General features: G+C 68.2%; 18 protein-coding genes. 4 read left to right on the forward strand and 14 right to left on the reverse strand.

All coding sequences use genetic code 11. The annotated features are described in order from the left end of the window. Nucleotides 1-2 precede the first annotated feature (2 nt). The 7 genes from AAFN89_RS19935 to AAFN89_RS19965 form a co-directional block, all read right to left on the reverse strand. Entirely contained in the window at nt 3-518 is a 516-nt protein-coding gene (locus AAFN89_RS19935) for a hypothetical protein (RefSeq protein WP_347540978.1), read from the reverse strand. Beyond that, nucleotides 518-1372 carry a polysaccharide deacetylase family protein gene (locus tag AAFN89_RS19940; protein WP_347540979.1) on the reverse strand — a complete coding sequence of 285 codons (855 nt, stop codon included), beginning with the start codon at nt 1370-1372 and terminating at the stop codon, nt 518-520. Before AAFN89_RS19940 ends, AAFN89_RS19935 begins: the two co-directional genes overlap by 1 nt. 296 nt (nt 1373-1668) lie before the next feature. Next, nucleotides 1669-2790: a glycosyltransferase gene (locus AAFN89_RS19945; protein WP_347540980.1), complete on the reverse strand. Its 1122-nt coding sequence runs from the start codon at nt 2788-2790 to the stop codon at nt 1669-1671. Next, nucleotides 2787-3359 (reverse strand): histidine phosphatase family protein, encoded by a 573-nt coding sequence (locus AAFN89_RS19950; RefSeq protein ID WP_347540981.1) that lies wholly within the window; start codon nt 3357-3359, stop codon nt 2787-2789. The genes AAFN89_RS19945 and AAFN89_RS19950 overlap by 4 nt, the downstream gene beginning before the upstream one ends. Beyond that, complete coding sequence (locus AAFN89_RS19955) at nt 3356-4471, reverse strand: glycosyltransferase family 4 protein (protein ID WP_347540982.1); 1116 nt, start codon at nt 4469-4471, stop codon at nt 3356-3358. The genes AAFN89_RS19950 and AAFN89_RS19955 overlap by 4 nt, the downstream gene beginning before the upstream one ends. 8 nt (nt 4472-4479) lie before the next feature. After that, nucleotides 4480-5718, reverse strand: a complete 1239-nt coding sequence (locus AAFN89_RS19960; protein WP_347540983.1) for a glycosyltransferase family 4 protein — start codon at nt 5716-5718, stop codon at nt 4480-4482. A 21-nt stretch (nt 5719-5739) separates the two neighbouring features. Next, a complete protein-coding gene (locus AAFN89_RS19965) occupies nt 5740-6954 on the reverse strand; it encodes a glycosyltransferase (RefSeq protein ID WP_347540984.1) in 1215 nt (404 codons plus the stop codon). 193 nt (nt 6955-7147) lie between these two features. Between AAFN89_RS19965 and AAFN89_RS19970 the strand changes: the two genes are divergently transcribed. Genes AAFN89_RS19970 through AAFN89_RS19980 form a run of 3 tightly spaced genes read left to right on the forward strand, consistent with a single transcriptional unit; the run spans nt 7148 to nt 10761 of the window. After that, the gene (locus AAFN89_RS19970) at nt 7148-9793 is read left to right on the forward strand and encodes an ABC transporter ATP-binding protein (RefSeq protein ID WP_347540985.1); all 2646 of its coding nucleotides are present in this window, start codon (nt 7148-7150) and stop codon (nt 9791-9793) included. Between the two features lie 33 nt (nt 9794-9826). Next, a complete protein-coding gene (locus tag AAFN89_RS19975) occupies nt 9827-10276 on the forward strand; it encodes a cyclic nucleotide-binding domain-containing protein (RefSeq protein ID WP_347541004.1) in 450 nt (149 codons plus the stop codon). Continuing rightward, nucleotides 10273-10761 carry a class I SAM-dependent methyltransferase gene (locus tag AAFN89_RS19980; RefSeq protein ID WP_347540986.1) on the forward strand — a complete coding sequence of 163 codons (489 nt, stop codon included), beginning with the start codon at nt 10273-10275 and terminating at the stop codon, nt 10759-10761. Before AAFN89_RS19975 ends, AAFN89_RS19980 begins: the two co-directional genes overlap by 4 nt. 22 nt (nt 10762-10783) lie before the next feature. Here AAFN89_RS19980 and AAFN89_RS19985 read toward each other — a convergent pair whose 3' ends face one another. From AAFN89_RS19985 to AAFN89_RS20000, 4 genes are all read right to left on the reverse strand, one after another. Next, a complete protein-coding gene (locus tag AAFN89_RS19985) occupies nt 10784-11341 on the reverse strand; it encodes an RES family NAD+ phosphorylase (protein WP_347540987.1) in 558 nt (185 codons plus the stop codon). A gap of 7 nt (nt 11342-11348) precedes the next feature. Further along, complete coding sequence (locus AAFN89_RS19990; RefSeq protein WP_347540988.1) at nt 11349-11687, reverse strand: antitoxin Xre/MbcA/ParS toxin-binding domain-containing protein; 339 nt, start codon at nt 11685-11687, stop codon at nt 11349-11351. A 54-nt stretch (nt 11688-11741) separates the two neighbouring features. Next, nucleotides 11742-12536, reverse strand: a complete 795-nt coding sequence (gene xth, locus AAFN89_RS19995; RefSeq protein ID WP_347540989.1) for an exodeoxyribonuclease III — start codon at nt 12534-12536, stop codon at nt 11742-11744. Between the two features lie 231 nt (nt 12537-12767). Beyond that, entirely contained in the window at nt 12768-13562 is a 795-nt protein-coding gene (locus AAFN89_RS20000) for a gamma-glutamyl-gamma-aminobutyrate hydrolase family protein (protein ID WP_347540990.1), read from the reverse strand. Nucleotides 13563-13611: 49 nt separating this feature from the next. Between AAFN89_RS20000 and AAFN89_RS20005 the strand changes: the two genes are divergently transcribed. Beyond that, the gene (locus AAFN89_RS20005) at nt 13612-14397 is read left to right on the forward strand and encodes a sterol desaturase family protein (protein WP_347540991.1); all 786 of its coding nucleotides are present in this window, start codon (nt 13612-13614) and stop codon (nt 14395-14397) included. A gap of 448 nt (nt 14398-14845) precedes the next feature. On the opposite strand, the gene AAFN89_RS20010 is transcribed toward AAFN89_RS20005, so the two are convergent. From AAFN89_RS20010 to AAFN89_RS20020, 3 genes are all read right to left on the reverse strand, one after another. Then, nucleotides 14846-15466, reverse strand: coding sequence for an outer membrane lipoprotein carrier protein LolA (locus tag AAFN89_RS20010; protein ID WP_347540992.1), 621 nt, complete (start codon nt 15464-15466; stop codon nt 14846-14848). A gap of 89 nt (nt 15467-15555) precedes the next feature. Further along, nucleotides 15556-17952: a DNA translocase FtsK 4TM domain-containing protein gene (locus AAFN89_RS20015; protein WP_347540993.1), complete on the reverse strand. Its 2397-nt coding sequence runs from the start codon at nt 17950-17952 to the stop codon at nt 15556-15558. 6 nt (nt 17953-17958) lie between these two features. Further along, the gene (locus AAFN89_RS20020) at nt 17959-19185 is read right to left on the reverse strand and encodes an aminotransferase class I/II-fold pyridoxal phosphate-dependent enzyme (RefSeq protein WP_347540994.1); all 1227 of its coding nucleotides are present in this window, start codon (nt 19183-19185) and stop codon (nt 17959-17961) included. Between the last annotated feature and the right edge of the window lie 137 nt (nt 19186-19322).

The raw sequence follows: 19322 nt of genomic DNA on the forward strand, positions 1-19322 counted from the left end.
CTTCAGCCCCCCGCGCCCGGATCGCCGGTAACGGGATCGCCCGGCGCGTCGAAGCCCAGCGCCGCCAGATTGTTCAGCGTCGTCGGCTCCAGCCGCAGCCCCTTCGCCTTCGCCGCGTCGACCGCCCTGTCGACGATATCCTCGAACCCGGCGATGGAGGATTCGACCTTCAGTGTTTTGCCCGCACCCTTGAGGGTCAGGTGCATCCACCCCTTCTGCTTGTCCCGGCGGGTGGAGAAGTAGCGCAGCCTGAGATCGGAAAGGTCGGCCCAGGCGACGGCCTTGCCCATCGGCCCCTCGGCGCGGATGCCGTTATCGTCCACATGCATGGTCGTAACTTGGCGCTGGGCGGTGCGCAGCAGGAACAGCAGGAACAGAAGCGCCATCGCGCCAAGCAGCAGGCCGACGATCCAGTGGGGGCGGACCAGGATCAGCGGCAGCGCCGTCAGCAGCAGCCCGGCGGCGGCGCGGAGATAGTCTGCTCTCAAACTGTCGCGGGAATATATATGAACGGGCATCAACCGATATCGAAAAGGGTGGCGGCGGACCGCCAGGAGACGGCGGGGTGGGATCGGGTCCGGATAAGGAACCGGTCGATAAAGTCCCAGCTTTCGGCGTCGTGGTCCAGATGGTGGGTGAGCAGGCCCGTCGGCTCGTCCGAATCGACGGTCCCGGCGCGGCGGGCGGCGAGGTGACGGCAGACGGCATCCAGCACCGCCCGGTCGCCCGCGAAGTCCCGGCCGCCGCGCCAGTCGATGATGTCGGCATGGGTGTTGGTCCGGGCGATCCCGCCGCCCGCCTTCCGGGGACCGAAGGTGCTGAGGCCGGCATACCCCCAGCCGGGCAGGGCTGCCGTGGTTTGCGGGCCGATCCTATTCCAGGGCGGCGTCAGGACCGGCAGGAAGCGTTCGCCGAACAGCGTTCGGAGACGGGCGGCTCCCCGGCCGAGCTCCTCGCCGATCATGGCCGGCGGCCGGTGATCGCCCAACTCCGCCTTCTTCTCGCTCTCCGGGGCGTGGTTGGCATGCGCCCAACCATGCTGAAGGATCGTCGCCGTCGTACCGCCTTCCAGCCGGCCCGCCAGCCCGTCCTCAACGAAAGCGGGGATGACGGCCAGCGCCAGCGGGACTTCGTGACGAGCGGAAAGCGACAGAAGCCGGTCGAGCGTCGGGGTCGGCATGACGGCGTCGTCGTCCCGCCACCAGAAGGTCGCCGTCATTCCGGCCTCCGCCCATGCCGACAGTTCCTGGTCCAGGGCCGACCAGGGGTCGACGACAGGTTCGGTTGTCGGGGCGCCGGTGGCGGTCGAAATTGTAATAATCTCCTCCCTTGCCGCCGGCTTTTGTGGTCGGGAGCCGGTCGGGGGCGGCATTATAGGAATTTCGATCGGGGATGAAACCGCGGGGGTGACAGGCCCTGTCGAGCCGCGTCCGCGACGACGCAACGTCGCCGCTTCACCGGCGGCGGGGCACGGGGCTCCAGTGTGATCTTGTTTTTACTGGTCATTCCAGCGGAAGCTGGAATCCATTGGCCGTCGCCGCTTCACCGGCGGCGAAGAACCGGGTGCGGCTCCGGCTTCGTCGGCATCGTATGGATTCCGGATCAAGTCCGGAATGACGTCGTTTTTTTATGACCATCATCCGTATCGAATCTCGAGGGACAGATGGACTATCGGGCCTCGATCAGCATCTCCGCCGCAATCTCCGCGCCGTTCAGCGCCATGGCCGGCGGCGGGGACGGCATTTGCGCGGTGGTCTCCACGGCGGCCGCCAGGCCTTCGGGCGTCAGCGTCGCCTCCTCCAGTACCTGGGCCCGTCCAGCGCCGGCCAGCAAGCGCGCGCGGATCGCCTGCTCGGTCTCCCCGCCCGCCGCGAAGGGGACCAGCACCGACCGGCAGCCGGCGGCGAGGATGTCCATCACCGTGTTGTAGCCGGCCTGGCTGACGGAGGCGCGGCAGTGCGCCAGCAGGCCGGTGAAATCCGGTCGCGCCCGCTCCACGATCGCGGAAGGCGGCGCGGCGGCCGCCAGCGCGGCGAAGACGGGTCCCGGCAGGTCGGGGCCGGCCAGCAGCCGCCATCGGTAGGTAGAAAGGCGCGCGGCCTCCAGCGCGATTCGCAGCAGCCTTTCGCCGACCGCGCCGCCGCCGACGGAGACGATGATCTCGTCCCTTCCCTCGTCGCTTGGGGGAGGCGGTCCCGGATCGGGGCCGACATAGCCGGTATAGCGGATCAGGTCGGCGATCCGATCAGCGAAGGGGAAGCTAGCGCCGAACGGGACGAAGGCCGGATCGCCATGGACCAGCACAAGGTCGACATGGCGGCGCGCGATCTCCGCCATCTCCGCCTCCTTGGCCGGATCCTTCTTGGCGACAAGTATGTCGCGCACGGAACTGGCGACCAGCGGCCGGCCGGGCCGGGCGCGGGCGCGCTCCAGCAGCGGCAGCAGTTCGAACCGGAAGGCGCGGCGGCCGAAGGGGAAGGTCTCCAGAAGAAGGATGTCCGGGCGCAGATCGTCATGGATGTCGAGCAGCATGGCCGTCCGCCGCGCCTTCCAGCCATCGTCGATCGGCATCCCGTCCTCCCCGACGATGGAGCCGAAGCCGGGATCGCTCGCCCGCGCTGGCGGAAGCTGAATCGTTTCGATGTCCCCGAACCCCGCTTCGGGGACGGGAAAGCCGCCTTGGGCGATCGTCACCCGCGCGCCGGCCTTCGACAGGGCCGATGCGATCCGCGCCGCCCGCCGGACATGGCCGATTCCCAGCAGGTGCTGGACGTGGAACAGGACTTTCATCGGACAAGCGGCAGGTTCAGCCGCACAACCTCCGGCCTTTCCCCGCCGATCCGGAACAGATGGCCGTGGCCGTCCAGCAGCCGGTCCGGCGGTTTCGCCGTCATGTCCCAGCCCGTAGCGAGCGAGTAGAGCGCGCGAAGCACGCCCTTATGGGTGACCGTCACCGAATCGGCCTCCAGCTCCGCCAGGAAGGGCAGCAGGCGGGCCTGCACCATGCGCGGGCTTTCCCCGCCTTCGGGCCGGAAATCCAGCCCCCCGGCCTCGTTCTCCGCCATCGCGGGGCCGAGATCGGCGCGCAGATCGGAGAGGCGGCGTCCTTCCCAAGCGCCCCAGCCCATCTCGACCAGTGCCGGCTCGACCGTGGGCGTCGCGCCCATCGCCTCGGCCGTCTCCCGGCACCGGCTGAGCGGGCTGGTGAGCCAGCGGAAGCCCTCGATCTCCGCCGGAAGCCGCCAGCCGGCCGCCTGCCGCCGCCCTTCGTCGGACAGCGGGCGGTCGGTGCGTCCCTGGAGCCGGCGCTCGGCGGTCCAGTCGGTCGCCGCGTGGCGGAAGGCGAACAGCAGCGTCATCGTGCGACCGCCCGCAGGATCGCATTGATCCGTACCGCCGTGGCGTCGAAGCCATGATCGATAGGGGTCAATCCCGCCGCCGCCCGCCCCATGGCGCGGCGGACGGCGGGATCGTCCAGCAGGACGGCGAGGGCTTCGGCGAAAGCGGCCGGGTCGCCGGGTTCGGTCAGCAGGCCGGTCAATCCGTCGCGCACCACGTCCGGCACGCCGCCATAGGCGCCGGCGACGACCGGCAAGCCGGCGGCCTGCGCCTCCAGCAGCGCCATGCCGTAGGCCTCGTTGACGGCGGGCCAGACCTTCAGGTCGGCGGCGGCGTAGAGATCGGCGAGGGTTTCGGGATCAAGGATGCCGAACCAGCGCGCCCGTGCCGGGTCGAACAGCCCGACGATATCGTCCTTCGCCGGCCCGTCGCCGACCAGCGCGATCCGCCACGGCCGGTCCCCCAGCCGCCGCAGCGCATCGGCCAGGATCTCGTAGGACCGGCGCTTGTCCCCCTGCCGCATCATGCCGACGGCGATCAGCCATGGTCCGGCTTCACCGTCCAGCAGCCGTCGGCGCGTTCGCGAGCGCCGTTTCCGGGCGGCGGCGAAGGGGGCAGTGTCGATAAAGGGTGGCAGGCGGTGCAGCCGTGCGGGATCGGGCAGCGCCGCCTTCAGCCCCTCGGCGTCGATCGCGGACATCGCCAGCACTGCGTCGGCGCGCCGCAGGGCGGCCTCGGCGGCGGCGTAGCCTTCGGCCCAAGGCCCCGTCGCCCGCTTCGGCGCGCGGGAGGCCTCCGCCACCAGATAAGGAATATCCAGCGCGTCGGCGACGGCAGGACCGATCCAGTCGGGGGCCTTGTGGTAGAGGTGATAGGTGAACCATGCCTCCGGCGCGTCCGTCGCGCCGCGCCAGCGTTCGATCAGCCGGGCGGCGATCGCCTCTCCCCGCCGCCGGGTCCGGGCGGGCCGTCCGGGCACGGTGCCGTCGTCCCATGTCCGCAGCCGGGAGGCCAGCCTGACGTCGTGGCCGCCGGCGCGGAGGGCGGCCATCAGCAGCCGGGCCATCCGCCGGTCGCCGGACGGCGTCGGATGGTCGGGCGGCTTCATCGGCGCATGGAAGGCGACGCGCATCGCCGCCGTCAGGAACGCAGGCCGAACTTCACGACCAGCCGTTCGAGGCCGTTCCGGAAGGCGAAGGAGGACCGCACCCGCTCCGCCCCCGCCAGACCCAGCCGGGCGCGGGCGACGGGATCGGCGATCAGCGCGGCCAGCGCCTTGGCCAGCGCGTCCGGGGCGGCTGGTTCGACCAGCCGGCCGGTCGCACCGTCCTCGATCAGCTCCGGTATGGCGGAAATGCGCGTCGCCAGACAGGGCAGGCCGGTCGCCTGGGCCTCCATCAGCACGTTCGGCAGCCCGTCGCGGTCGCCGCTGTCGGCCACCTTGGCGGCCAGCACGAACAGGTCGGCCTCCCGATAGGCGTCGACCACCGCGTCCTGCGCCTGCGCGCCGCGCCAACTCACGCGGTCGGAGAGGTTGAGGCGCGTCGTCGCCGCCTTCAGCTTGGGCAGAAGATCGCCGCCGCCGATATGGGTGAAGCGCCAGTGCAGGCCGGCGGGCAGCCGGGAAAGCGCCGTCAGCAGGTCGTGATAGCCCTTCTTCTCCACCGCCCGCCCGATGCTGAGCAGGCGGACCGGGTCGTCCGGGTCGCTGCCGTCGCGCGGCGGCCGGTTCACGGGGTCGGGGAAACGGTCGAAATCCAGCCCGTGATAGACCAGCTCCACCTTCGCCGGATCGTCCGCCAGCCCGGCCAGGTAATCGCGGTTGATTGCGGTGCAGGTGACGCCCCATTCGGCGGCGCGCAGCTTCCCCCGAAGCTCCCGCTCGGGCGTCGTCCAGATGTCCTTGGCGTGGGCGGAGAAGCTCCACGGCAGGCCCAGGATCAGGGCGGCGTACCGGGCGACGGAGGACGGGGTGTGCAGGAAGTGCGCGTAGATGTCGGTCACGTCGCGCGGCATCTCGTTGGCCATCACCAGCGCCTGGCCGAAGCGCCGGACGCGGTTGCGCGTCGGGTCGCGGACCAGATCCTTCAGGAAGGTGTCCCAGGCCTCGTCGTAGCCCGGCTGCCGCCGCGCCCACGACCAGCCCCTGAGGATCCGTCGCGGATCCTCATGCAGATATTCCGGCAGGTAGAGCACCGGGGCCGTGATCTCCCGGTGCAGCGCATGGATCTTGCGGTCCGTCGGCCGGCGCAGCGAGACGATGATCTGGCTCTGCCCGGCGTTCTGGAGGCCCAGAATCTCCTGCGCGATGAAGGTTTCCGATAGTCGCGGATAGCCCTTGACGACGATTGCCGTCCGTCTGTCGGAGGATGAAGCCATGGAAGTCAGGCTGCCATGGTTTCAGGCGCTCTGCCGCGCGCGGAGCGTCGGCGTCGGCGCGCGATCCACGGCCGCGTCGACCAGCCGGTTGACGTTGACCAGCCCCTCCAGAAGGCCGGGAACCACGATCTCCGAAGGCTTCGGCTGGGCCGGCAGCGCCCGCAGCGCGCGGATCATGGCCGATGGCGGGCGGTGGCCGTCATCCTCCAGCATCCGGACCAGCCCCAGATCCTCGGCGCGGGAGACGCGGATATACTGCTCCATGCGCGGGCGGGTGCGGGGCACCAGGACCGCCCGCTTGTCGAAGGACAATATCTCGCAGAAGGTGTTGTAGCCGCCCATGGCGACAACGCCGACCGCCGCCTCGATCAGATTCTCCATATGGGCGTCGAAGGTGATGATCTCGACATCGTCCAGCATTTCCGCGCGGCCGATGAAGTCGGCCTGGCGTTCCCGCTGCATGAACGGCCCCATGACGATCAGCGCCGGATGGGGCATCTTCCTGTCGGCCTCGTAGGCCGTCAGCACCCAGTCGACCATGTCCTCTCCGTCGCCGCCGCCGCCCGGCGTGACCAGCACGTGGGGTTCGTCGAACGGCGCTGCGGCCGGGCCGCCGCCGGTGGAGACCGACCGGGGCAGGTAGCCGGTATAGGCCATCTTGCTCCGGACGCCGCGCGGCAGGTCGATCCCCTTCAGCGGCTCGCAGATCTGCGGCAGCCCGTAGATCCAAATATGGTCGTACAGGTCTTCCAGCGCCGGCAGGACGTTCTTGCGCTCCCATTCCGGCGCCAGCAGGGCCGGCTCGTCCATCACGTCGCGCAAGCCCAGCGCCAGCGGCGTGCCGCGCGCCTTCAGCATCTCCAGCGTGGCCTTGGCCTCGCCGCGCAGCCCCAGCGGCTCCTTGTCGACGATCAGCAGGTCGGGATCGAAGGTCTCGGCTGTGTGCTCGATGATCGACGCCCGCATCGCCAGCGTCTCTTCGGTGTCGATATGCAGGTTGAGCGAGGTGTATTCCCCGTTCCTGAGCTTGATCACGCCCGGCACGCGCACGAAATCGACACGCGACCGGAAGTCGAAGCTGCCGATGATCGGCGACCCCGACAGGATCAGCACGGACATGTCCTTGTGGTTCTCGACCAGATCATGGGCGATCGCCCGGCAGCGCCGCAGATGGCCCAGGCCGAAGCTGTCGTGACTGTAGATGAGAACGCGGGTCTGATCGCTGCGCTTCGCCATTCCCCTGCCTCGGCGGTCGGCTTGAGACGCGGCGGAGATGGCGGCACCGTCGCGCCGGCGATTCTTATCACGAAGCCGCGCGGCAAAACCATGCCGTTTGCGACACCGCCCTTCTGCGGCTATCTTCCGCCTCTGAAACGATGGCGCGCCCGTAGGGTTGCGGGGACATCAGGCAAGGCAGCGGGCGGCTTACATGGATCGAAGCATCTACCGCTTCATTCTGAGGTACAGCAGACGCCAGCAGATATTCATCGTAGCCCTCACGCTGGCGTCGTTTCCCTTCCTCTACTACTCGCTGGAACTGCCCAAGCAGATCGTCAACGACGCGATCGGCGGTACGGATTTCCCCAAGAGCTTCTTCGGGATAGATCTGGCGCAGGTGCCCTACCTGTTCGCGCTGTCGGGCCTGTTCCTCGCGCTGGTCTTCATCAATGGCGGCTTCAAATACGCCGTCAACGTCTACAAGGGGCAGACCGGCGAACGGATGCTGCGCCGGCTGCGGTACGAGCTCTACGCCCGCGTGCTGCGATTCCCCGCCCCGCATTTCAAGAAGATGAGCCAGGGCGAGATCATCCCGATGATCACCGGCGAGGTGGAGCCGCTGGGCGGCTTCATCGGCGACAGCTTCGTACTGCCGATTTTCCAGGGCGGCACGCTGCTGGTCTATATCGGCTTCATCTTCGTCCAGGACCCGGTCCTGGGCGCGGCCGCGATCTCGCTCTACCCCATCCAGGGCTATATCATTCCGCGCCTGCAACGGCGGGTGAACGAGCTGGGCAAGCAGCGTGTCCGGACGATGCGCCACCTGTCGGACAGGATCGGCGAATCGGTCAGCGGCATTCAGGAAATCCACGCCTACGACACGTCGAACTACCATCTGGCGGACTTCGCCCACCGGCTGGGCAACATCTTCGACATCCGGTTCGAGATCTACCGCCGGAAATTCTTCATCAAGTTCCTGAACAACTTCATCAACCAGCTCACCCCGTTCTTCTTCTACGCCATCGGCGGCTATCTGGTGATCAAGGGGCGGCTCGACCTCGGCGCGCTGGTGGCGGTGCTGGCCGCCTACAAGGATCTGGCGGCGCCCTGGAAGGAGCTTCTGACCTACTACCAGCTCAGGGAAGATTCCCGGATCAAGTACGAACAGGTGATCGAGCAGTTCCAGCCGGCCGGCATGCTGGGCATGGACCAGCTTGACGGGGACGAAACGCTCGATCCGCTGCCCGACAGCCTCGTCTTCTCGAACGTCGTCTATGCGGAATATGATTCGCCGCCGATGGTGGACGGCGTTTCCGCCACCCTGCCGCTCGACCGCCATGTCGCAATCCTGGGCGACGGCGACAGCGGCCGGGATTCCTTCATGATGCTGGCCGCCAGATTGATCCGGCCGACCGCCGGGCGGATCAGGCTCGGCGGGGCCGACTATGCCGACCTGCCGGAAGCCGTGACCGGGCGCGCCATAGGCTATGTCGGCCCCCGCAGCTACCTGTTCACCGACACGCTGGGCGCCAACCTGCTCTATGGCCTGAAGCACCGGCCGATGGCTGAGCCTTCCTATGACGAGAAGCGGAAGGCATGGCGGCAGAACCGGATAAGGGAGGCCATGTCGTCCGGCAACATCGTCTACGACGTGGACGCCGACTGGGTGGATTACGCCGCCGCCGGGGCGGAGAGCCCGGAGGAGATGCTGCCGCGCGTGCTGGCGGCGCTGGCGGCGGTCGATCTGGACCAGGACGTCTACCGGATGGGCCTCAACGGCACGATCGAGCCGCAGCGGAACCGCGCGCTGGCGGACAAGATCCTGGAGGCGCGGAAGACCGTGCGCGCCCGGCTGACCGAGGACCCGGAGGCGCGCGAACTGGTCGAGCCGTTCGAGGCCGACCGCTACAACACCAGCGCCACGGTGGCGGAGAACCTGCTGTTCGGCACCGCCGTGGGGCCGACCTTCGCGCATGAGAATCTGGCCGACCATGCTTACGTCCGGAAGGTGCTGGCCGACACCGGGCTGACCGAAGACTTCCTGCAGATGGGCGCGCAGGTCGCCGAGACGATGATCGAGCTGTTCGCCGACCTGCCGCCGGGCCATGAGTTCTTCGAACAGTTCAGCTTCATCGGGTCCGAAGATCTGCCGGACTTCCAGCCGCTGGTGGCGAAGGTGGGACGGGAAGGCGTCGATGGGCTGAAGCCGGAGGAGAAGTCGCGGCTGATGGCGCTGCCCTTCAAGCTGATCGCCTCCCGGCACCGGCTGGGGCTCTTGGAGGAGGACATGCAGCAGCGGCTGGTGGAGGCGCGGCGGCGATTCGCCGACGGGCTGCCGCCGGACCTTCGGTCTTGCGTGGAGTTCTTCGATCCCGACAGCTACAACAGCGCCGCCTCCATCCAGGACAACATCCTGTTCGGCCGCATCCGCTATGGCCGGACCGGCACGGCTGACAGCATCCGGTCGGTGGTCCGCGTGGTGATGGGCGAGATGGACCTGCGCAACGCGATCATCGCCGTCGGGCTGGACCATTCCGTCGGCGTCGCCGGCGCGCGCATGACCGCCATCCAGCGGCAGAAGACGGCGCTCGCCCGCGCGATCCTGAAGCGGTCGGCGGTGCTGATCCTGAACGAGGCGACGGCGTCGCTGGACGGCGGCAGCCAGGCGCGGATCCATTCCCGCCTCCGCGAATGGGCGGATGGCAGGGGCCTGATCTGGGCGCCGCACCGTCCCAGCCTGGCCCGGGATTTCGACGATGTGATCGTGCTGAAGGCCGGCAGGATCGCCGAACGCGGCCGGTTCGAGGAGCTGGATCGCGAGGGGAGCGTCTTGCGCGAACTGCTGCAAGCGGAATAAACAGATAAAAAACAAGGAATGGGGGAGTTGACGGTGAGCCTGGCGGAAGAAGTTGAGCTTCTTAAGAAGATTCCGCTCTTCGAGAATATTGAGGTTTCGAAGCTGAAGCTGCTCGCCTTCACCAGCGAGCGGGTGGTCTTCAGCGCCGGCCAGACGGTGTTCGAGCAGGATGAGATGGGCGCCGCCGCCTACATCATCATCAGCGGCGAGGCCGAGGTGATCGTGAAGACGCCGACGGGGCCGAAGATTATCGCCACCGTGGCCAAGAACGATTTCGTGGGTGAGATCGCGATCCTCTGCGACGTGCCGCGCACCGCCACCATCCGCGCGAAGACGGATTTGACGACGCTCATGATCTCCAAGGACCTGTTCTTCCGCATGGTCACGGAGTTCCCCCAGATGGCGGTGGAGATCATGCGCGTCCTGGCCCACCGGCTGGAGCGCACGACCAAGGCCGCGGCGATGGAACACGAAGGCCCTTGAGCCGACTGGACAGCTTCATCCGCCGGATGGAGGCGCAGCGTTCGTGCCTGAACTGGGCGGCGGCGCAGGTCGAGGGGCTGCCGGGGCCGGTGCTGGAGCTGGGGCTCGGCAACGGACGGACCTACGACCATCTCCGCGAATTGCTGCCCGGCCGCGCCATCCATGTGTTCGAGCGGCGGGTCGCCTGCCATCCGGACTGCGTCCCGCCGCCCGGCCGCCTGTTCCTCGGCGAGGTGGCGGAGACGCTGCCCCAGGCCGCCGCCGCCCTCGGCCGGACGGCGGCGCTGATCCACACCGACCTCGGCACCGGCGACCGCACCGTGAACGAGGCCCTCGCCTCGGCCATGGCCCCGGCACTGGCCGCTTTGCTGACCGCCGGCGGCGTCTGCGTGGCGAACCATGAACTGGCGGTCGAAGGTTGGACTCCCCAACCGCCCCCCGACGACGTGCCGCTGGGGCGGTACTTCCTCTATCGGGCGGGGTAGGCAGGTTTGGCTGGCGTCGGACCTATCTCCCGCGCTTCTCCTGACGGGCGGACCGCCAGACGTCCCAATCCACCAGCTCGGATTCCACGACTGCGAGATCGCCCGGATCGATTCGATCCATGAACAGGATCAGGTTCTGGCAGCGCCATCTTGCGCTGGGGGCCAGGATGCCATCGAAGCCGAGGAAAAAGGCCGCATCTCCGATCTCCTGGCTACGTTCGTAGCTCAGCTCTCCATATCGCTCGGGAGCGATGCCCAGGGCAGATAGTGCAGCCAGGTCCGCCAGTTTGAGGGTTCTGGCGGTTCTCACCCGTATCCGATGAAGCACCGATTGAATCTTCGACGGAAAGACGGGCTGGCGGCTCAGATGGAAATGAATCTCCTCCAGCGCCCCTTCGCGCTCGAGCGATGTGTAGAGCACATCGAAGGTTCCCGGATCCCATCTCGCCTTGGAGGGGGAACCTTCCAATACGTCGCGCTCCGATCGCACGATGCGCCATACATCCCCCTCGAACGCGACGCCGGCATGGGCATCCAGGGCATCGAGAAGCTCGATATCGCGCGCACGCCGCTCCGCCATCGGCCGTTCAGATGTAAGCGCCGGCGTCGAGGCGCTCGATCACCGCCAGCACTTCCTCCGTGCGATCGGCGTTGATCAGGTCGATGGCCCTCTCGCCGTTCAGCAGCGGATGCCGGGAATGCAGCCACAGGCGGGTTTCATCGGCCGTATAGAAATCCGACAGCCGGTCGACGATGTAGCGCAGGTCCGCGATGACCGTCTGCGTTCGCAGGCTGGGCGAACCATTGCCATGCGACCAGCGAGAAACCGTCGCCGTGGAAACGTCGACGATATTCGCAATGTCTTTCCCTTGAAGTCCGCCGCGTGAGCGGAGATCGCTGAGAATGCGTGCAACCGCGGTGCTCATGACGTAAATTACCAAACGATTTCATGATACACAATCAATGAAATAGAACTGGAATTAAATTGCGATATCGGCCCAGACAGGGACGTGGTCGGAGGGTTTGGGTTCCCAGCCGCGCGCTTCCCGCACCACGCCATGGCCGGTCAGCGCGCCGGCCAGCGGGGGCGTCACCCAGACATGGTCCAGCCGCCGCCCCTTGTTGGACAACGCCCAGTCCCGCGCACGGTAGCTCCACCAGGTGTAGAGCTTCTGGTCCTCCGGCACGAACTTTCGGATGGCGTCGACCCAGCCGATGGAGGCCTGGAGGGCGACCAGCCTCTCCACCTCGACCGGCGTGTGGCTGACCACGTTCAGCAGCTGCTTGTGGCTCCAGACGTCATGCTCCAGCGGCGCGACGTTCAGGTCGCCGACCAGCACCATCTTCCGGTCGCCGGGCCGGGCGGCCGGCCACCACGCCGTCATCTCGTCCAGGAATTGCAGCTTGTGCTTGAACTTGTCGTTCACCGCCGGATCGGGGATGTCGCCGCCCGCCGGGACGTAGAGATTGTGGATCTCCAGTCCGCCGGGCAGGGTCGCCGCGACATGGCGGCAATCCTCCCGCCCGCACCAATGGGTCACCTCATGCGCCTCGATCGGCAGGCGGGAGATGATGGCGACGCCGTTATAGCTCTTCATGCCGGCGACGGCGATGTGGGGATAGCCTGCGGCGGCCAGGGCTGAGGCGGGGAACTGGTCGTTCAGGCACTTGATCTCCTGAAGGCACAGCACGTCGGGCTTCAGCTCGTCCAGCAGCCGAAGCACGATGTCGATTCGCAGGCGGACCGAGTTGATGTTCCAGGTGGCGATGCGCATGGGTTTGGCCGGCCCTTTCCATGAGAGGGCCGTTCCCGGTTTCCCCCTTGTTTGATCCTGATTCTTTTCCGGCAGCATGCCTGACCGAGATGACGAGGCAAATCAAGCCCGCTTCATCTGCAACGCCCCTCACCCAACCCTCTCCCCAGAGGGGCGAGGGCTACCAATTCACCCTCGCCCCTTGTGGGAGAGGGAGGGACCCGACCCGAAGGGGCGGGAGGGTGAGGGGTTCTACGCCGCCGCCGCCCGCCCCCGGCCTACAACATAGGCCCTGACGGCGTCGCCGAAGGCGGCGAAGAGGCGGGTGGAGTCCGGGTTGTCCTGGAACTTCCATTCGGGGTGCCATTGGACGGCCAGCGCGAAATCCGGACAGATGTCGCCGGGGCCGCGATCGACGCGAACCGCCTCGATCTGCCCGTCGGGCGCGACGGCCTCCACCGACAGCCCGTCGGCCAGCCGGTCGATGCCCTGGGCGTGGATCGAATTGACCGTGATCTCCATCCGGCCGAACAGGCGGTGGAGCCGGCTACCCTCCTGGACCGCCACCGGATGGGCGGGGCCGTACTGCACATCGACGGGCCGGGTGTCGTCGGCGCGGTGATCGGCGCGGCCGGGAAGGTCCTGGACCTTCTGGTGCAGGCTGCCGCCCAGCGCGACGTTCAACTCCTGCAAGCCCCGGCAGATCGCCAGGACCGGCATGTTGCGTTCCAGCGCGCGGCGGATCAGCGGCAGGGTCGTGGCGTCCCGTGCGGGATCGTGGGCCGTGCCGGGGTCGCTCGGCTGGCCGGCATAGCGTGCCGGCTCCACGTTCGACGGGCTGCCGGTGATCAGCAGGCCGTCCAGCCGGTCCAGCAGATCGTCGATCTCGTACCAGTCGCCCAGCGCCGGGATCAGGAAGGGCAGCGCCCCGGCCCCGTCGGAGACGGCGCGGACATATTTGTCGCCCGCGATATGGAAGGGGTGCGGGCCGATCTGCTTCGTGCAGCAGGGGATGCCGACGACGGGTCGGCGCGGGGAACGGGTCATGTCTCGAGACTCTGGCTGAAGACTCTGGTTGCCGCCTATTGTGACGCCGATGGATGACGCCGTTCAAGAGTTGCTGGCATGGAAGGGCCTGGCCGCCGGGGCTTGGCTGGTCGGCCTCGTCCTCTTGGAACGGCTGTTGCCGAAGGCGGAGCCGCCCGCCGGCGACGGCAGGTTCGGCCATCGGCGGCTGCTGCGGAACGGCGCGCTGTGGCTGGCCAACACGATCCTGTCGCCGCTGGCGGTGGTGCCCGTGTCGCTCTGGGCCGCCGCTCACGGCCTCGGCTGGCGGCCGGACTGGTGGTCGGGCTGGGCCGGGCTCGCCGTCGACCTCGTCCTGCTGGACGGGCTGATCTACTGGTGGCACCGGGCCAATCACGAGATCCCGTTCCTCTGGCGGTTCCATGAGATCCATCATCTCGATCGCTTCCTGGACGCGACCTCCGCCGTCCGGTTCCATTTCGGCGAGGTGCTGCTGAGCGCGGCGGCCCGGGCCGCCGTCATCATCCTGCTGGACGTGCCGATCGGCTCCGTCCTGGCGTTCGAGACGCTGGTGCTGGTCGCCACGATCTTCCACCATTCCAACCTCCGGCTGCCGGACGGGCTGGAGCGGGCGCTGGCGCGGGTCGTGGTGACGCCGTCGATCCATTGGGTGCATCACCACCGGGTCCGTCGCGACACCGACAGCAACTACGCCACCATCCTCAGCCTCTGGGACCGCCTGTTCGCCTCCCGCAGCGCCACGCGCCGCTGGACGACGATGCCGATCGGCGTGGAAGGCGAGGAGGAGCGGCCGCTCGCGACCCTCTTCGCCAGGCCGTTCCGCAGGCGTCGTTAGCCGTTGTTTCTGTTGGTCATTCCGGACTTGATCCGGAATCCATGGGCCGGTCCCGCTTCACCGTCGGCGAAGAACGAGCCCCGCCCCGGCGACCGTCGACACCGTATGGATGCTGGATCAAAGTCCAGCATGACGGTTTCTCGGAACGCGGCGCACACATGGTTCGACAGGCTCACCATGAGGAAAAGAGGCGAACCTTTTCCCCTTATTGGTCATTCCGGACTTGATCCGGAATCCATAGGCCCTCGCCGCTTCATCGGCAGTGCAAGAAGGGCACGTACCCACCTTCTTCGACGCCCCATGGATGCCGGATCAGGTCCGGCATGACGGCGTTGGTGAGCACCCTCTCTCCCCCTTCATCCTGTGCTTGCCGAAGGATGTGGGCATACATGGTTCGACAAGCTCACCATGAGGGGAGGCGGGGGGCGCTCGCCGCCCGGAAGCCGGCTCAATCCGGCCGGGGAGCGACGAAGAGGCTGCTGCTGAGCTGGCCGCCGAAGCGGGCGTTGGAGAGCTGGATTTCGGTCGTCAGGCCGGCGGCGTCCGCGACGATCCAGCTGTCCAGGCGCAGCGGGCTGTCGGTGAAGACCAGCGTCAGCATTCCCGCGCCCGGATCGCTGGTCTGGACGATGTCGATCTCTATCCGGCCGCCCTCGTCGCGCACGCCGCGCACCGTCACGTCGCCGGAAAGCTCGATGTCCGGCCGGGTGATGAAATCGGCGAGGCTGGAGCCCAAGAGGGCGTCGCTGCGCTGCCCCAGTTCCTTGTCGTAGTAGGTCAGCCAGAAGCCGTCGGCGACGTAGAGATAGGGCAACTCGTCATATTCGATGCGCATCCGGCCGGGGCGGGAGAGGTAGAAGTCGCCTTCCGCCACGCCGCCATTCTCCGCCGTCTGGGTGAATCGCGCCTGCATCGTGGTGATGCTGTTCAGGTAGCCTTCTATCCGCTCCACCGTCGCCTGCTGCGCGTCTGATAATTCCGCTGCATCCGACTGGGCGGCGGCGGGGAGCGGGGCGGCCGTAATGGCGAGGCTGGCGGCGAGGGTGAGGGAGGCGAGAATCTTCTTCATGGCTTGGGAAACTGCCGGCGGTTGATGGCGGAAGTGCGGCCCGGTCTGGGCCATGTCGGGTCCCGGCCGAGGAGATTGGCCAACTCGCGTCAGTCGTGGTCGCCGACCAGGACCTCCCGCTTGCCGACATGGTTGGCCTGGCTGACCACGCCCTCCTGCTCCATCTGCTCGATGATCCGGGCGGCACGGTTGTAGCCGATCTGGAGATGCCGCTGGATGAAGCTGGTCGAAGCCTTGCGCTCCCGGCCGACCAGCGCCACGGCGCGGTCGTAGAGGTCGTCGCCGGAGCCGCCGCCCTCTCCGCCATCCAGCATGGAGGGGTCGAAGCCGTCCTCGTCCGGCTCCTCCACCACCGACTCATTGTAGGAAGGCTCGCCCTGGGCCTTCAGATGGGCGACCACCTGCTCCACCTCCCCGTCGCTGACGAAGGGGCCGTGGACGCGGGTGATCCGGCCGCCGCCGGCCATGTAGAGCATGTCGCCCTGGCCCAGCAGCGTCTCCGCCCCGCCTTCGCCCAGGATGGTGCGGCTGTCGATCTTGGAGGTGACCTGGAAGCTGATACGGGTCGGGAAGTTGGCCTTGATCGTGCCGGTGATGACGTCCACCGACGGGCGCTGGGTGGCCATGATGATGTGGATGCCGGCGGCCCGCGCCATCTGCGCCAGCCGCTGGATCGCCGCCTCGATGTCCTTGCCGGCGACCAGCATCAGATCGGCCATCTCGTCGACGATGACGACGATATAGGGCAGTTCGGTCAGGTCCAGCGGCTGGTCCTCGAACACCGGCTTGCCGGTGTCGGGGTCGAAGCCGGTCTGGACCCGGCGCAGCAGCACCTCGCCCTTCGCCTTGGCCTCCCGCAGGCGCTGGTTGTAGCCCTCGATGTTGCGGACGCCCAGCTTGGACATGTTGCGGTAGCGGTCCTCCATCTCCTTGACCGTCCATTTCAGCGCCACCACCGCCTTCTTCGGGTCGGTGACGACGGGGGACAGGAGATGGGGGATGCCGTCATAGATCGACAGCTCCAGCATCTTGGGGTCGATCATGATGAACCGCACCTTCTCCGGCGGCATCCGGTAGAGGAGCGAGAGGATCATGGTGTTGACGCCGACCGACTTGCCCGACCCGGTGGTGCCGGCGATCAGCAAATGCGGCATCCGGGCCAGATCGGTGATCACCGGGCCACCGCCGATATCCTTGCCCAGCATCAGCGCCAGCTTGGAGGAGGAGCGGTCGTAGGCGTCGGACGCGATCAGCTCCCGCAGATAGACCGTCTCCCGCCTGGCGTTGGGCAGCTCGATGCCGATCGCGTTCTTGCCGGGCACGACGGCGACGCGGACGGAGACGGCGCTCATGGAGCGTGCGATGTCGTCGGCCAAATTGATGACCCGGCTGGACTTGGTGCCGGGCGCGGGCTCCAGCTCATAGAGCGTGACCACCGGGCCGGGATTGACCTTCACGATCTCCCCCCGCACGCCGAAATCGCTCAACACCCCTTCCAGGATCTGGGCGTTGACCGACAGGGCCTCGGCGTTCAGCGCCGCCGGCCGGCGCGCCGGGTCGGGCAGGTGCAGGAGGTCGAGCGCCGGAAGCTCGTAATCCGAGGTCGGCTCGAACTCCAGACTCGGCTGCTTCTCGGCCGCCGCGCGCCTGCCTTCGGCCATGGGCTTCGGCTTGGGCGCGACCACCGCCTTCTCCCGTCGCGCGGGCGGCGGGGGCGCGGCGATGCCGATGGGCGTCCGCGCGCCGTCTTCGCCGGGCGAGGGTTCCTGCCGGGCGGCGCCGGTCCGCGTCATCCGGCCCGCCGCGTCCTGGGCGGCCGCGACGGAGGCCCGGCCGGCGGCCGCCGTCTCCCGGCTGAGAAGGTTGGTCAGCCGCCCGATGCCGAGGAAGAGGTCGCGCCAGTCGGAGAACTTCAGCCCCGTTGCCGCGATCAGCAGGGCGAGGGAGAGAAGGCCCGCCCCGGCCGCTACCCAGATCCCGGCCGCTCCGGCAAGGCCCGGAAGCCCGCTCAGCGCGCCGAACCCCAGCGTGCCGACCGCGCCGCCCAGGCTGTCGACCGTGCGCCAGCCGCCGGAAAGGTCGAAGGGCGACAGCGCGATAGCGAGCAGCAGCACGCCCGACAGCAGCGCCAGGAGCCGCACCCAGAACCGGCCCAGCGGCTTGTGCCGGGCGATCCGCCAGCCCCAGACGATCGGCAGCGCGCCGATCGCCAGCGCCGCGAGGCCCAGCGTCTGGATCATCAGGTCGGCCGGATAGGAGCCGGCGACGCCCAGCAGGTTCCGGATGGTCCCGTCGGGATTGGCGACATTCCAGGACGGATCGGTCGGCGCGTAGGTGATAAGCGCCGCCAGCGCCGCCGCGCCGAACGCCATCAGCGCCGCGCCGCCCAGCTCGATCAGCCGCTGGCGCAGGAACAGGCCTGCGCCGTCCGGCAGGAAGGAGGAACGGGGCTCGCGGCCCGCGGTGCGGCTGGTCGATGTGGCCATTCTAGGTCAGCTTCCCGTGCGCCGGTGGGCGAGGCGTTGATCTAAGAAGTCGGTCAGCCGCGCCATGGCGTCGGCCACGATGGCGGAATCATGCACCAGCGCGACGCGGATATAGGGCGCGCCATGGTTGCGGCCGGCCCGGTCCGGACGAGTGATATAGGCGCCGGGCAGCACGCGCAGCCCTTCCGCCTGCCAGAGGTCGCGAGCCGCGCTTTCGCCATCCCCGACATCGAGCCAGAGGAAGAAGCCGCCATCCGGCCGGTAGAAGCCGAACCGGTCGCCGATCGCCTGATGGGCGGCGTCGAAAGCCGCGCGGTAGCGGGCGCGGTTCTCCTCGACATGCGCATCGTCGTTCCAGAGCGCCGCCGACGCCGCCTGGATCGCCAGCGGCATCCCGGCCATCGCATAGCTGCGAAGCTGCGCGAAGGCGGCGATCAGGCGCGGATCGCCGGCGACGAAGCCCGACCGCAGGCCGGCGGCGTTGCTGCGCTTGGACAGCGAATGGAAGACCAGCAGATTGTCCAGCGCCCCGCCATCCATGGCGCCTGCGACCTCCAGCGCGCCCGTCGGCGGCGTCCGGTCGTATATCTCCGCATAGCATTCGTCGACCGCCAGGATGAAGCCGTGCCGGCGGGCGAGGCCGATGGCGCGCGCCAGATAGGCGGCGTCGGCCGCCGCCCCCTGGGGGTTGGCCGGCGTGCAGAGGTAGAAAAGCCGCGTGCGGTCCAGAAGGTCCCGGTCCAGCGCGTCCAGGTCGGGCAGGAAGCCGGTCGCCGCGGTGGCGTCCAGGAAGACCGGCTCCGCCCCCGCGATCACGGCCGCGCCCTCATAGGCGGCATAGAAGGGGTTGGGCAGCAGGACCGCTGGCGGCCGGTCCGTCGGTTCGCCCGGCGCGGAAAGCTGCGCCAGCAGGAACAGCCCTTCCCGCGTGCCGGACAGGGGCAGGATCGCGCGGTCGGGGTCGATCGTCCCCTCGGCCAGGCGGTAGCGGCGCTTCAGCCAGCCGGCGATGGCTTCCCGCAAGGCGGGCGTGCCGTTGACCTGGGGATAGCGGTTCCAGCCATCGGCGCTGGCGGACAGCGTTTCGGCCAAGAGCGCCGGGGGCGCGTGCTGCGGTTCGCCGACCGACAAGGCGAGCGCCGTCAGACCGCCCGGCGGGGCGACAGGTTGAAGAAGCTGGGCCAGCCGGGTGAACGGGTAGTCCGCCAGCCGCGCCAGGGAGGCGTTGATCATGGTGACCGCGCGTCGCCTGATTACCGTGAAATCCGGCCATGACTTTACCGCCGGACGTCTCTGGATACAAGCAATCGGCCACCAAGGAAAATATTGAATCCAACGGGTTCGGGAAAGACTCTGGCGCAGCGCATAAA

The organism is Inquilinus sp. CAU 1745 (assembly GCF_039839375.1).
GTDB lineage: Bacteria > Pseudomonadota > Alphaproteobacteria > DSM-16000 > Inquilinaceae > JBDOQU01.

Bases quoted from the DNA above. Each gene is read 5' to 3' on its own strand.
- AAFN89_RS19935 (WP_347540978.1), bottom strand. From the start codon at position 518: ATGCCCGTTCATATATATTCCCGCGACAGTTTGAGAGCAGACTATCTC.
- AAFN89_RS19940 (WP_347540979.1), bottom strand. From the start codon at position 1,372: ATGCCGCCCCCGACCGGCTCCCGACCACAAAAGCCGGCGGCAAGGGAG.
- AAFN89_RS19945 (WP_347540980.1), bottom strand. From the start codon at position 2,790: ATGAAAGTCCTGTTCCACGTCCAGCACCTGCTGGGAATCGGCCATGTC.
- AAFN89_RS19950 (WP_347540981.1), bottom strand. From the start codon at position 3,359: ATGACGCTGCTGTTCGCCTTCCGCCACGCGGCGACCGACTGGACCGCC.
- AAFN89_RS19955 (WP_347540982.1), bottom strand. From the start codon at position 4,471: ATGCGCGTCGCCTTCCATGCGCCGATGAAGCCGCCCGACCATCCGACG.
- AAFN89_RS19960 (WP_347540983.1), bottom strand. From the start codon at position 5,718: ATGGCTTCATCCTCCGACAGACGGACGGCAATCGTCGTCAAGGGCTAT.
- AAFN89_RS19965 (WP_347540984.1), bottom strand. From the start codon at position 6,954: ATGGCGAAGCGCAGCGATCAGACCCGCGTTCTCATCTACAGTCACGAC.
- AAFN89_RS19970 (WP_347540985.1), top strand. From the start codon at position 7,148: ATGGATCGAAGCATCTACCGCTTCATTCTGAGGTACAGCAGACGCCAG.
- AAFN89_RS19985 (WP_347540987.1), bottom strand. From the start codon at position 11,341: ATGGCGGAGCGGCGTGCGCGCGATATCGAGCTTCTCGATGCCCTGGAT.
- AAFN89_RS19990 (WP_347540988.1), bottom strand. From the start codon at position 11,687: ATGAGCACCGCGGTTGCACGCATTCTCAGCGATCTCCGCTCACGCGGC.
- xth (WP_347540989.1), bottom strand. From the start codon at position 12,536: ATGCGCATCGCCACCTGGAACATCAACTCGGTCCGCCTGCGAATCGAC.
- AAFN89_RS20000 (WP_347540990.1), bottom strand. From the start codon at position 13,562: ATGACCCGTTCCCCGCGCCGACCCGTCGTCGGCATCCCCTGCTGCACG.
- AAFN89_RS20005 (WP_347540991.1), top strand. From the start codon at position 13,612: ATGGATGACGCCGTTCAAGAGTTGCTGGCATGGAAGGGCCTGGCCGCC.
- AAFN89_RS20010 (WP_347540992.1), bottom strand. From the start codon at position 15,466: ATGAAGAAGATTCTCGCCTCCCTCACCCTCGCCGCCAGCCTCGCCATT.
- AAFN89_RS20015 (WP_347540993.1), bottom strand. From the start codon at position 17,952: ATGGCCACATCGACCAGCCGCACCGCGGGCCGCGAGCCCCGTTCCTCC.
- AAFN89_RS20020 (WP_347540994.1), bottom strand. From the start codon at position 19,185: ATGATCAACGCCTCCCTGGCGCGGCTGGCGGACTACCCGTTCACCCGG.